The organism is Xanthomonas maliensis, from assembly GCF_009192945.1.
In the GTDB taxonomy this organism is placed as follows: Bacteria; Pseudomonadota; Gammaproteobacteria; order Xanthomonadales; family Xanthomonadaceae; genus Xanthomonas; species Xanthomonas maliensis.
Genome location: NZ_NSET01000062.1, coordinates 37,054 through 50,271 on the forward strand (window position 1 = coordinate 37,054; position 13,218 = coordinate 50,271).

A 13,218-nucleotide genomic window follows, 5' to 3' on the forward strand; every position below is an offset into this window, starting at 1 on the left:
GCATCACACACGCGCTTCAGCGGCCGCGATTGCGGGCATCGCGCGCGGCCTGTTCGGCCATTTGCGCATCCAGTTGACGGCGCAGCGCGCGATCGTCGATGGGAGCGTCCGACAGCAGCACGCGCACGCCGTGCGCCGGCACCTCGGCCGCCAAGCGGCCCTGCACGTCGACCGTACCGCCAGCAAGCGCATCGCGCCAGTGGCCCGGCTGCAGGAAGCGCTCGACGGTGATGGTGGCCGGTTGATCGCCCTTGTTGAGCAGCACCAGCGCGGTCTGGCGGATACCGGCATGCTGGTAGACGCGCAGAAAGGCGGCTTGTGTGCCCTGTAGCCGTAGATCCACCTGCAGGCCGCGCTGCAGGGCCGGCGTCTGGCTGCGCAGGCGTGCGATGGCACGCAGCGGCGCGAAGATCGGGCTACGCGGAGCGGCAGCGATACGCTCGGCCCCGAGGTAGTTGCGGTTGCCGGCATGCTCGGCCCTTCCGCGCATAAAACCGATCTCCGAGCCGTAGTAGATCACCGGGATCCCGCGAGCGGTGAACAACCAGTTGTGCGCGTCGATGAAACCGCTATCGCTGGCATCCAGCCGCGCCATGTCGTGGTTGTCGTAGAAACTCATCAAATCGTAGGGATTGGCATACGGGCCCTGGCGCAGGAACAGCGGCTGCTGCAAGGCTTCATAGCCGGACTGCGCATGGCCGAACACCGCGGCAAGCTGCTGCTTGAGCGGGAAATCCAGCACGCTGACCCCGGCATTGCGGGCCCAGGTATGGCCGGCGATCTTGCCGGGGTCGTAGTCGAATGCTTCGCCGAACATGAACAAGCCTGGATGGCGTTGCCGGATCCGCGCCACGAAGGCATGCCAGAAGCGGTCGGGCATCCAGCCGATGGTATCGATACGAAAGGCGTCGGCGCCCTGCTCCAGCCACTGCAGGTAGGCGCCGGCCAGATAGTCCAGCACCGCCGGATTGTTTTCGTTGAGATCGGACAGCTCCGCCAGCCCGCCACCGGTGTTGTAGAAGGCGTGCAGCGGATTGTGCTGCGGGTCGAGCTTGTCCGGCGGCAGGTTCTGGTGATCGGCCACCAGCCGGCCCTGGGCGTCGTACAACTGGCCGAACATCGGCTGCGCGGTCGGCATGGTGTAGGCCGGCGACCCATGGTTGCCAACGATATCCAGCACGACCTTCAGCTGCTGTGCGTGCATGGCGCGAGTGAAGCCGGCAAAGTCCAGGCCCGGGCTGGGCAGATGCTCGTCGAGCTTGTAGAAGTTGACGCCCCAGTAGCCGTGATAGCCGGTCTTGCCGTGGTCGCTCAACGTACTGCCGCACGTGATCGGTCTGCCACCGGTGAATGCCTGGTCGGGATTGTCGACGATGGGCGTGATCCAGACCGCCCCAAAGCCCAGGTCGCGAATGTAGTCGGCGTGATCGACGATGCCCTTGAAGTCGCCACCGAGGTAACCGATGTTGTCCTCGCTGCCATCGGCGCACGGGGTGGGCACATCGAAGGTAGGGTGTGCACCGCCCTGGTCGCGCTGATCGTTGCCCGGATCGCCATTGACGAAGCGGTCGGTGACCACGAAGTACACCGCTTCGGACGCGAACGGCTCCAGCGTTCCGTAGTAATCCCCCGGCTCCGCCGCCTGCGCCATTCCCACCCATGCCGCGATCGCGGCCGCCATCACCTTACGCATTGCTGGCCTCCACCGCCGCTGGCACCCGCAGGACGCAGACCCCGGCAAGCAGCAGGCTGAGCCCGCCGATCGCCAGCGCATGGATCGGTTGCCCGCCCAGCCACGCGCGGAGCACGAAGCCCAACGCACTGGCGGCGACCAACTGCGGAATCACGATAAAGAAATTGAAGATCCCCATGTACACGCCCATCTTGGTGGCAGGCACGCTACCGGATAGCAATGCATAGGGCAGCGACAGGATCGAGGCCCAGGCGAAGCCGACGCCCAGCATCGACAGCAACAACCAGTGCGGATCGTCGATCCAGCGCATCGACAGCAAGCCGGCCGCGCCCAACCACAGATTGCACAGATGGCTCCAGCGCACGCCGATCACCCGTACCAGCAGTGGAATGACCACCGCCGCCAATGCCGCAAACCCGTTGTAGGCGCCAAACAGCACGCCCACCCAGTTGGCGCCGTCGTTGTAGGCCGCCGAGCCCGGATCGGTGGTGCCGAAGTGCAACTGCGTTACCGCCGCGGTGGTGTAGATCCACATTGCGAACAGCGCGAACCAGGAGAAGAACTGCACCCAGGCCAGCCGCCGCATGGCTAGCGGCATCTGTCGCAGATCCTGCACGATCGCGACCAGCATGCCGTTCGCAGACGTCACTCGTGCCAATGCCAGCAACCCGCCATAGGCCAGGCACAGGCCGGCCAGCACGTAGAGCATGCGATCGCCTTGCTGCCAGGCGATGGTCGCCGCCAACGCCAGTCCCATCGCGCACCAGCACAGGCTGGTCGTCAGTGGCGGCAACGTGCTGGTCTTGGCCACCGCGGCTGCGGGTGGATGCACATCGTCGAACGCTGCCAATTCGGCGGGAATGTACTCGCGCGTGCGCAGGACGGTCCAGGCGATCGACAGAAACAGCACTGCCGCGCCGAGATAGAACGCATAGCGCACGCTATCGGGCAGCTGCCCGGCAGCGGCGGTATTGGCCACGCCCCAGTGCGCCAGCAGCCACGGCAACAAGCTGGCCACGATCGCGCCGACGCCGATGAAGAAGCTTTGCATCGCATAGCCGGTCGGCCGCTGCACCGGCGGCAGTTGATCGCCGACCAGCGCGCGGAAGGGCTCCATCGAGATGTTGATCGAGGCATCCAGCACCCACAGCGTGCCCGCTGCGATCCACAGCACCGGCGCGTTGGGCATCACCAACAAGGCCAGCGTGGTGAAGACCGCACCGAGCATGAAGTACGGACGCCGGCGCCCCCAGCGGGTCCAGGTCCGATCGGACAGATAGCCGATGATGGGCTGCACGATGAGTCCGGTCAGCGGCGCGGCGATCCACAGGCCGGGCACGTCATCGACCTGGGCGCCCAGTGTCTGAAAAATGCGGCTGGCATTGGCGTTTTGCAGCGCGAATCCGAACTGGATGCCGAGAAAGCCGAAGCACATGTTCCAGATCTGCCAGAAATGCAGACGCGGCTTGGCGGTCATGGCGCCGCCTCCGCATCGCTGGCTGGACCAACCAGCAAGGCCTCGACATCGGCCTGGTTGCGCACGCCGTCGCGACCGCCGCGACCGCCGGTGTATTGAGCGAAATGCGCCAGTGCACTCATGTTGAAACCCTGCTGTAGATGGAACCGACAGGCCTGTCCCGCCGCGGCCTCCACGCTCACCTGGGTGGACACCTGCACGCCAACGCTGTGCGGCATCACCACGGTCGTGACCTGCGGCGCACGCCCTGGGCACTCCAGTACCAGCTGTTTGACCGCCGCCGTCACACCGGTATTGATCGGTCCGTTGTCGTTGCGATAGCGCAAGGCCACGCGGTGTCGCCCGCTGTGCGTCGGCCACCAGTCCCAGTGCTCGGCGCCGGGCAGCACCTGCTGCGGCCCCACCCACACCAGCGGGCTAGGTAGCGATTCCAGCCCGTTGGCACGACGCACCAAGCTGAGCATATGCAAGCGGCCGTCGTCGGGCAGCTCGAAGACGACGCGCGCGTCCTGCTCGCGACCATCGACGAATAGCGTGGTGCCCGACGGGATCGCGATGCGATGTCCATCGGCATGCGGGGTAGCGACCGGTGCTTCCGGCGTCTGCGGCGCGAACATGTGGCTTGGCCGCGCAGGCGGGGTGTCATCGCCAGCACGCGCCACCAGCTGTACGACCGTGGTCTGACCCTGCCTCCGGATATCGCCGGCGACCAACAGCGTGCCACCGGTCTCGCGCGGCCGCCGCAATACCCAGCGCTGCTGGCCATCGCTCAGCTCGATCTGCTCGGTATCGCCGAACAACAAAGGCAGCAGGCGACGCGGCAGCTTGGGCGCAATCTGCCCATCGGCCTGCAGTCCGAACACCCCCTCGAGCACCGCCGACAAATAACCGGCCACCGACCACAACTGACGCGGGGAGTTCACCACCGGGCCACTGAGCGCACCCTCCTCCACATGCACGGCCAGGCTCTGCATTTCATAGTTTTCCATGTTGGAGCCCGCCAATGCGCTACCGCGTATCAGCGATTCCAGCTCCAGTGCGATGCGCGGCGCGTCGTCGAGCGCGCGCGCGGCGCGCAGGCTGTAGGCACTGACGAATGGCCACACCGCGCGGTTGTGGTAGATCGGCTGCGCCGCCTCCTGTGGCCACACTACCGGGCTGCCGCCGGCGACGGTTGGATAGTGCTGCAGCGCCCGCCGCGCCCGCTCAGCAGGAAACACCTCGGCCAGGACGCCCAGCGCCAGGCCCAGTAGGTCGACCTTGGCCACGCGCACCGGATGGGCGGCAGGACCGAGATAGCTGACATATTGACCATTGCGTGCATCCCAGAAGCGCGCATCGATGGAGCGCCGCAGCGCGTCGGCCCACTGCGCGTACTTGCCCGCGCGTGCATCGCCGCGCTGACGCGCCAGCGTCTCGGCCAGGCGCAAGGCTTGGTAGTGCAGCACATTGGTGGATAAGGCAAACGATTCGCCGATGAAGACCACGTCCTGCTGCGTCCACGCCGGATAGGTCTGCTCGCGCCAGTCCAGGAACGAGGTTTCGCCGCGATACAGCCCCATCCGCGGATCGAACACCGCATCGCGATCCTGCGCCAACGTCGCCTGCAGCGCTTGCCACACCTCGGTAGCGAACGCATCGTCGTCGAGCAGACCGCGTGCGGCGAGAAACCACACCACCCGGTCGCTGCTGATCGGCCAACTGCCGCCCGACCCGGTGTCCTGGGCCACAAACAGACCAGGTGTATGGCCATCGCGCGCCTGCGACAGCTTGAACCGCAGCGCCGTGCGCGTGCGCTCCGGCTCCAGCCGCGCCAACGCCAGATCGGCAGCGAAGCTGAGATCACGCGTCCACACGTAAGGCCAGCGCTCTCCGGTCTCGAAGCAAACGCAGGGCACCGGCTGGCCATGATTGAAGGCCGGGTCACGAATGGCCTCGACGCGATCATCGGCCAGCTCCTGCTGCGCCAAGGCGAACAAGGCATCGAACAACGGGCTGGCGGTGTGGCTGCGCAAGGCCTGCGCTGGAATACGCCGTTCGCCCTGCGGCGACTGCAGCACGAAGCCTCCATCCGGCAGCGCCTGCGCCTGTGCGCGGCGCCCTTGAAATTCGATGGTGTCGGCGAGTGCCGACGAATTCGCCGCCATGCCCAGCGTGGCAGCCATGCAGATCATTTTCAGCATCGACGCGGCCCACCGGCTTGCGGCGGTCGGCCGTCCTCCCTCATTGCACGCGTTGTGATGCGTGGCGCAGGCCACGGCCGCGGCCCCTCCCAGGTACCGTGATGCCATGGTAGACGGGCATCCGCTGACGCGGCATCCCTGCATACGTATTCATCGCTGGGCGCCGATGCCGGCACGACGCAGCCACCCCGCTCGGCGGCATAGTCACCGGCACTTGGAATCGCCCTGGGAGGGGATATGCCGCTGTTTTCCGCTCGAGCGCGCTCGACACGCTCTGTCAGGTGGATCGCCTGGCTGCTGGCCCTGATCGCGCTGGGCAGTGGCAGTTTCGCTGTGCACGCCGCATCCTCCAGCATCGATGTCGCATCGCCCGGCAACATTCTGCAGGTGACGCTGGAACTCGATGGCGGCACGCCGTATTACCGGGTGCAGCGCCTGGGACAATCGGTGATCGAACGCTCCAAGCTTGGTTTCCAGCTACGCGACGGCCGCCTGGACCGCGACCTGATCGTGCTTGGACAAAGCCGGCGCGAGGCCGACGACACCTGGGAACAGCCGTGGGGCGAAACCCGCTGGATCGGCAATCATTACAACGAGCTGCGCGTACAGCTAGGCGAGCACGGCGGCAAGCGACGGCGGCTGGACGTGGTGTTCCGCGTCTATGACGATGGAGTGGGTTTTCGCTATGCGTTCCCGCAACAAGTCGGCATGCGCGAGGCCATCATCGACGACGAACTCACCGAGTTCGCCATTGCCGCACCCGCCGAGGCATGGTGGATCCCGGCCGGCGAGCCAATCCATTACGAATACCTGTATCGCCGCACGCCATTGAACCAGGTGTCGCTGGCGCATACGCCGCTGACGCTGCGCAGCGAGGGCGGCCTGCATATCGCCCTGCACGAAGCGGCCTTGGTCGACTATGCCGGCATGTGGGTGCGTCGCACCGACGGCCAGCGCCTGCGCGCGCAACTCTCGCCGGCGGCCGAAGGCTGGAAAGTGCGCCGCACGCTTCCGTTCGACACCCCCTGGCGCACGCTGCAGATCGCCGACCAGGCCACCGGGTTGGTCGAGTCGAATCTGATCCTCAACCTCAATGAGCCCAATGCCTTGGGCGATGTGAGTTGGGTCAGGCCGTCGAAGTACGTGGGCGTGTGGTGGTCGATGCATCTCAACCAACAAACCTGGGCAACCGGTCCGCGACACGCCGCGACGACCGCCAACACCAAGCGCTACATCGACTTTGCGGCTGCGCACGGCTTCCGCGGCGTGCTGGTCGAAGGTTGGAATCCCGGCTGGAATGGCGAGTGGTTCGGCAATGGCGGCAGCTTCGATTTCACCCGCGCGACCGTCGATTTCGACCTGCCGGCGCTGAGCCGTTATGCAGCCGCCAAGGGCGTCCACCTGATCGGCCACCACGAAACCGGCTGCGCGGTGGACCACTACGAAGATCAGCTCGCGCAGGCACTGGACCTGTATGCCCGCAACGGTGTGGATGTCGTCAAGACCGGCTATGTCTGCGACGATGGCCAGGTAGAACGGCGCAATCCAGCCGGCGGCGAGGCCCTACGCGAGTGGCACGATGGACAGTGGATGGCACGCCATCATCTGCACGTGGTACGCGAGGCAGCACGTCGTCATATCGCCATCAACGCGCACGAGCCAATCAAGGACACCGGGCTACGCCGCACCTACCCCAACTGGATGTCGCGCGAGGGCGCGCGTGGCATGGAATATAACGCTTGGGGGCAGCCACCGAACCCGCCCGAGCACGAGGTCAACCTGGTCTTTACTCGCATGCTGGCCGGACCGATGGACTACACCCCCGGCATCCTCAGCCTGAAGGGCCGCGATGGCCAGGCCATTCCCAGCACGCTCGCACGGCAGCTGGCGCTCTATGTCGCGCTCTACAGCCCGATCCAGATGGCCGCCGACCTGCCCGAGCACTATCTGCAACATCGCGAAGCGTTTCGCTTCATCGAGGACGTGGCCGTGGATTGGGAGCAGACCCGGGCGCTCAATGGCGAGGTCGGCGACTACGTCACCATCGCCCGCAAGCAACGCGGCGGACGCGACTGGTTCCTGGGCAGCATCACTGATGAGAACGGTCGCCTGCTGCAGGTGCCGCTGGGCTTTCTCGACCCCGGCGTGCGCTATCGCGCCGAGATCTATCGCGACGGCGACGACGCCGACTACCAGCGCAATCCCTTCGCCTTCGTCCGCGAGGAACGCGAGGTAAGCAGCAGTCAGACCCTGGACCTGCGGCTGGCGCCCGGCGGGGGACAGGCGATCCGCTTTGTTCCGCTCGATGCCGTCGGGCACCAATGACGGCACAGCGTCCGCACGCGCGGCAGAATGAGCGATCGCGTGCGGGCGCCGATGCGTGGCCAGCATCGAGAAAAGCGGCGCCAGCGGCGACGATCTTCGCTGCACTGCCGCACGCCACTGCTATCCGTCATGGGGAGGATGGCTGCGGCTTGGAATCGATTCCAATGCATCCGCCCGCGTTGAATACGTATGCAGCCCGCGTTGCCATGTGGGCGCGCTGTCTACCATACGTTGCAGTCGTGATCGCCGTCATGGCGCGCGCTCCATCGCATCCAGGCGTTTGCCGGATCGGCACATCAAAGAAACAACATGTACCTGGGAGGGGAAAATGTTGAACCACAAGCGCTCTGCGCTAAGTATCGCCTTGGCGCTCGCCATGGCACCGACATGGGCGACCGCACAGACGGCATCGCCGGAACAGGACGCCGTTGGCACGCAAGCCAGCGGCGAGGTCACCGACTTGGACAAGGTGCAGGTCACCGGCTTGCGCCGCGCGATTGAGGGCGCCATCTCGGTCAAGCGCGACGCGACCTCGATCGTCGAGGCGATTTCCGCCGAAGACATTGGCCGACTGCCCGATGTAAGCATCGCCGAATCGCTGGCACGCCTGCCCGGCTTGGCGGCGCAGCGCGTCGCCGGCCGTGCGCAGGTCATCAGCGTGCGCGGCCTGTCGCCGGACTTCTCCACCACCCTGCTCAACGGCCGCGAGGTCGTCAGCACCGGCGACAACCGCAGCGTGGAGTTCGACCAGTACCCGTCCGAGCTGGTCAGTGGCGTCACCGTCTACAAAACTCCCGATGCTGGCCTGGTCGGCCAGGGCCTGTCCGGCACCGTGGATCTACAGACTGCGCGCCCGCTGAGTTTCGACCAGCGCGTGATCGCCGTCGGCGGCCGCTACCAGCGCAACTCGCTGGGCAAGGCGGCCGATGTCGACCCCTATGGCAATCGCTTCAATGCCAGCTACATCGATCAGTTTGCCGATCGCACCATCGGCCTGACCATCGGCTACGCCCACACCGACATGCCGATCCAGGAGAATCAGGTCGGCCTGTACGAACCCTGGAGCACCAAGGACACCGACACAGGCGCGCGCCCCAACGTGCCGGCTGGCACCTACTACAGCGACGGCATCAAGGCGCTGCGTCGCACCGGCAACAACAAGCGCGACGGCTACATGATGACGCTGCAGTACCGCCCGTCCAATGCCTGGACCAGCACGCTCGACGCCTTTCACACCGAGGCCGAGCAGATCGATACCGCCAACCAGTTCGAGGTCAACCTCAGCGGCTGGAATGGCGGCTACACGCCGACGGTGGTCATCAGCGATCCGCAGGTCAACGGCAACAACAGTATGACCGGCGGCACTGCCAACAATGTCTACCCGCTGGTCCGCGGCATGTACAACAAGCGCGAGGACAAGATCGATGCCTTTGGCTGGAACAACGAGTTCAGCTTCGAGTCCGGCGTGCGCCTCAATGCCGATCTGAGCTACTCCAAGGCCACGCGCGACGAGTTGAACCTGGAAAACAACACACAGCAGACGCCCAAACCGCAACTGGACGACGTGCAGCTACGCTACCGTAGCAATGGCTTTTCGCAGCTGATCCCCGGCCGCGATTATTCCAACCCCGATACGCTGTTCCTCACCGACACTATCTACGCGTCCGGCTATGGCAAGGTGCCCAGTGTGGAGGATCGGCTGAAGAGTGCACGCCTGCAGGCCAGCATTCCGATGTCCGAAGCGGTGGGCTGGATCTCGGATCTGGATATCGGCGTCAACTACGCCGACCGTCGCAAGAACAAGACCCAGCCGGAGGGCAATATCCTGGTTGGCGCACAAGGCGACACCACCATCGCCAGCGATCTGCAATACGCGCCGGTCAACCTGGGATTCGCCGGCGTCGGCTACATTCCCGCCTGGAACGTGCCGGCGGCGGTCTCTCGCTACATGAGCTTCCAGCCGGTAGATAACCTCTCCTACCTGATTCCCAAGGCATGGACGGTGGAAGAGAAGATCACCACTGCATGGCTGCGCGCCAACCTGGACACCGCGCTGGGCGACAACGTGACTCTGCGCGGCAACATCGGCGTGCAGATGCAGCGCACCGACCAGTCCTCCAGCTCGAATTACTTCGATGCGACGCGCCCGGCCGGACAGGAAGTGCAGCCGATCACTGGCGGCAAGACCTATAACGACTGGCTGCCCAGCTTGAACCTGGTTTTCATGCTGCCGCACGAGCAGACCGTGCGCTTTGCTGCAGCCAAGCAACTGGCACGTGCGCGCGTGGATCAGTTGCGCGCCGGCGTCGACTTTGGCGTGGACACCACCACGGGGCGCCCTGGCGCGTCCGGCGGCAACCCGGAACTCAACCCGTGGCGTGCCAACGCGCTCGATGTGTCCTATGAAAAGTATTTCGCCGAGCGCGCCTATGTCGCTGCGGCATTCTTCTACAAGGACCTCAAGAGCTACATCTACACCCGTACCCAGGACGGCTACGACTTCTCCGCCTTCGTGGCCAACTACGTCCCGCAACCAGGCCAGCCGCCGGCCCAGACCACCGGCACCTTCACCGGCCCGGAGAACAACGACGGCGGCATGCTCAAGGGCCTGGAGCTGACCGCCTCGATCCCGCTGGACCTGCTGTGGGCACCGCTGCAGGGCTTCGGCATCCAGGCCAGCGCCACCTTCAACGACAGCGACATCAAGATTCGCGATCCTGAGAGCAAGGACAGCGTCGGCGATGGCGACATCAGCCTGCCGGGCCTTTCGAAGCGGGTATACAACCTGACTGCCTATTACGAACGCAGTGGTTTCGAGGCGCGCGTCAGCCAGCGGCGACGCTCGGACTTCATCGGCGAGATAGGTAACTTCAACGGTAACCGTACCTTGCGCTATGTGGTCGGCGAGAACGTCACCGATGCGCAGATCAGCTACACCTTCGGCAGCGGCAGTCTCGACGGACTGACGGTTCTCCTGCAGGCGAGCAACCTGGGCAATACGCCGTACAAGACCTATGCCCAGAGCAAGGATCGCCCGTTGGAATACACCGAATGGGGCCGCACCTTGCTGCTTGGCGTGAACTACAAGTTCTGAGTACGGCCGTGATGGCGACGCCCGTCGGCATCTGCTGGCGGGCGTTTCTTTTGCTGGCGTTGGATGCGTTTCGAGCCAGCTCCGGCAACCGGTGCCGCCGAGTCCATGTCTGCGGTGGCAAGCAACATTGTCTATTGCGGGTACACGCGTGCAGAGCCGCTTGCTGGCACTGCCCCGCATGCGCTGTCTGATGTCTGCGGCGAGGCGTCTACGCCTTACGCGCGGCTTCGGATGCCGGCAGGCGCTCGGGACGACGCCAGCGTTCGCGTACTGGGCGCACCGTCCACACCGGCCAGTTCTGCACAGGGAGCACCGTCCATGCCATCACCGCACACGCAGCGGCGCTCGACCGTGTGCGGCTCCCCTGCCCTGCGTTACCCCATCCTGCGATCAATCGATCGCCAATGCGCACACGACCGCATGTCCCGGCAACTGCACCTGACCATCCTGCAGCGTTCCCTGCAAGACTCCGGGGACCGTGTAGGCTTGCCACTTGCCCGCAGGCAAACTGGCCATCGCAGGCACGGCAGACAGATTGAATGCCAGTAGCAAGGTCTGGCCAGCATGTGCGCGCTCGAACATCAGCACCGGCTCGGCGGTCTGCGCGAACCGGATACTGCCCTCGCGCAAGGCGGGATGCTGTTTACGCCAGGCCAGGAACGCCTGCACGGCATGTAAGACCGATGTCGGGTCTGCCTGCTGCACGCTGACCGCATTGGCACGGTGGTCGGCGCCCAGCGGCAACCACGGCGTTCCGCTGGTGAAGCCCGCCGAAGGAGCATCAGTCCAGGGCATGGGCGTGCGGCAGCCATCGCGCCCTTTGAAGGTGGGCCAGAAGGTAATGCCATAGGGATCGCGCAGGTCCTCGAAGGCCACGTCGGCTTCCGCCAGCCCCAGCTCCTCGCCCTGGTATAGGCAGATCGAACCGCGCAGCGAGCACAACAGCGCCACCACCATCCGTGCGAACGTCGGCGACGCCTGCGCGCCCCCCCAACGGGTCACCGCACGCACCACGTCGTGATTGGAGATCGCCCAGCAAGGCCACCCTTCCAGCATCGTCGCTTCCAGGCGGCTTACCGTGTCGCGGATGTAGGCCGCGCTGTAATCCTGCACCAGCAACTCGAAGCTGTAGCCCATATGCAGGCGACCGGCCGCGGTGTATTCGGCGGTGGTGGCCAGCGAGTCCTCCGAGGAAATCTCGCCCAGGCTCACGGCGTTGGGATAACGGTCCAGCAGCGCACGCAAACGCTCCAGGAAGGCCAGATTCTCCGGCTGGGTGTTGTTGTAATAGTGGTACTGATACGCGTACGGATTATCCGCGCTGAAGCCGCGACCGACGCGCTTGTCCGCCGGCTTGGGCGGGTTGTCGCGCAGTTGCGCATCGTGGAAACAGAAATTGATCGCGTCCAGCCGGAAACCGTCGACTCCCCGATCCAGCCAGAAACGCACATTGTCCAGTGTCGCCTGCTGGACCTCGGGATGATGGAAGTTGAGATCGGGCTGATCGACCAGGAAATTGTGCAGGTAGTACTGCTCGCGGCGCGGCTCCCACTGCCAGGCGACGCCACCGAACAACGAGAGCCAGTTATTGGGCGGCGTGCCGTCCTCGCGCGGATCGGCCCAGACGTACCAGTCGGCCTTGGGGTTGCGGCGGTCCTGCCGGCTTTCCTGGAACCACGCATGCGCGATAGAGGTATGGCTGAGTACCTGATCGATCATCACCTTCAGACCCAGCGCATGCGCCTTGTCGAGCAGGCGATCGAAGTCGGCCAGCGTGCCGAACAGGGGATCGACCGCGCGATAGTCGGCGATGTCGTAACCGTAATCGGCCATCGGCGACTTGAAGAAGGGAGAAATCCAGATCGCATCCACGCCCAGATCGGCGATATGGTCCAGCTTGGCCACGATGCCGGGCAGATCGCCAACGCCATCGCCGTTGGAGTCGAGGAAACTGCGTGGATAGATCTGATAGATGACGGCCCCGCGCCACCACGGTGTCTGCGACATGTGCGCCCCTCCCGGGCAAGAGAGCGCCAAGTGGGCACCCAACCAAGAGCATTAGCGTAGCGGCAGCTGCGCGTCGCGGCGTGCGCGCGCATACGTATTCATGGCACGCCGCGCGGCGACAAGCACTGACGCGTGCTCGGCCTGCAGACTCTGGTCATCGATGTTGGGTAGACACGGCGGGGACCGATTGGGCCGCGATGCGCCGCCACCGTCGTGGACATGGAGCGGCGTATCCTCGGGACGAAGATCGCGGCGGCCACCCGGGCCTAACACCATTGCGCGCTTCGATGCGACCGCTGCCAGGCGCACGCGAAGCGGCCGGAGTTCTTAGAGGAGCAAGCGCGACATCCCGACTGCGTCCCCCTGGGGTTAGTTCGGGGTCAGTCGAGGAAGTGCGAGGTGATGCAGGATCCACCGAAACCGCGCTATGCCTGGGTTT

At 65.1% G+C, this 13,218-nt stretch carries 6 protein-coding genes; 2 read left to right on the forward strand and 4 right to left on the reverse strand.

The window, feature by feature from the left end; all coding sequences use genetic code 11:
- Nucleotides 1-16: 16 nt before the first annotated feature.
- Genes CKY51_RS18375 through CKY51_RS18385 form a run of 3 tightly spaced genes read right to left on the reverse strand, consistent with a single transcriptional unit; the run spans nucleotide 17 to nucleotide 5,353 of the window.
- Nucleotides 17-1,681, reverse strand: a complete 1,665-nt coding sequence (locus CKY51_RS18375) for an alpha-amylase family glycosyl hydrolase (protein WP_425479908.1) — start codon at nucleotides 1,679-1,681, stop codon at nucleotides 17-19.
- A 4-nt stretch (nucleotides 1,682-1,685) separates the two neighbouring features.
- Nucleotides 1,686-3,170, reverse strand: coding sequence for an MFS transporter (locus tag CKY51_RS18380; RefSeq protein ID WP_022974407.1), 1,485 nt, complete (start codon nucleotides 3,168-3,170; stop codon nucleotides 1,686-1,688).
- On the reverse strand, nucleotides 3,167-5,353 hold the full coding sequence (locus CKY51_RS18385; RefSeq protein WP_022974406.1) for a glucosidase family protein: 2,187 nt from the start codon (nucleotides 5,351-5,353) through the stop codon (nucleotides 3,167-3,169). Before CKY51_RS18385 ends, CKY51_RS18380 begins: the two co-directional genes overlap by 4 nt.
- Before the next feature lie 237 nt (nucleotides 5,354-5,590).
- Here CKY51_RS18385 and CKY51_RS18390 point away from each other — a divergent pair, with 237 nt between their 5' ends.
- Both CKY51_RS18390 and CKY51_RS18395 read left to right on the forward strand, forming a co-directional pair.
- Nucleotides 5,591-7,678, forward strand: a complete 2,088-nt coding sequence (locus CKY51_RS18390; RefSeq protein WP_022974405.1) for a glycoside hydrolase family 97 protein — start codon at nucleotides 5,591-5,593, stop codon at nucleotides 7,676-7,678.
- A 328-nt stretch (nucleotides 7,679-8,006) separates the two neighbouring features.
- On the forward strand, nucleotides 8,007-10,772 hold the full coding sequence (locus tag CKY51_RS18395) for a TonB-dependent receptor (RefSeq protein ID WP_152249629.1): 2,766 nt from the start codon (nucleotides 8,007-8,009) through the stop codon (nucleotides 10,770-10,772).
- Between the two features lie 390 nt (nucleotides 10,773-11,162).
- Here CKY51_RS18395 and CKY51_RS18400 read toward each other — a convergent pair whose 3' ends face one another.
- Complete coding sequence (locus CKY51_RS18400) at nucleotides 11,163-12,779, reverse strand: alpha-glucosidase (protein WP_152249630.1); 1,617 nt, start codon at nucleotides 12,777-12,779, stop codon at nucleotides 11,163-11,165.
- Between the last annotated feature and the right edge of the window lie 439 nt (nucleotides 12,780-13,218).

Excerpts from the sequence above, each read along its gene's own strand:
- CKY51_RS18400 (WP_152249630.1), bottom strand. The coding sequence starts at position 12,779 with ATGTCGCAGACACCGTGGTGGCGCGGGGCCGTCATCTATCAGATCTAT.
- CKY51_RS18385 (WP_022974406.1), bottom strand. The coding sequence starts at position 5,353 with ATGCTGAAAATGATCTGCATGGCTGCCACGCTGGGCATGGCGGCGAAT.
- CKY51_RS18375 (WP_425479908.1), bottom strand. The coding sequence starts at position 1,681 with ATGGCGGCCGCGATCGCGGCATGGGTGGGAATGGCGCAGGCGGCGGAG.
- CKY51_RS18380 (WP_022974407.1), bottom strand. The coding sequence starts at position 3,170 with ATGACCGCCAAGCCGCGTCTGCATTTCTGGCAGATCTGGAACATGTGC.
- CKY51_RS18395 (WP_152249629.1), top strand. The coding sequence starts at position 8,007 with ATGTTGAACCACAAGCGCTCTGCGCTAAGTATCGCCTTGGCGCTCGCC.
- CKY51_RS18390 (WP_022974405.1), top strand. The coding sequence starts at position 5,591 with ATGCCGCTGTTTTCCGCTCGAGCGCGCTCGACACGCTCTGTCAGGTGG.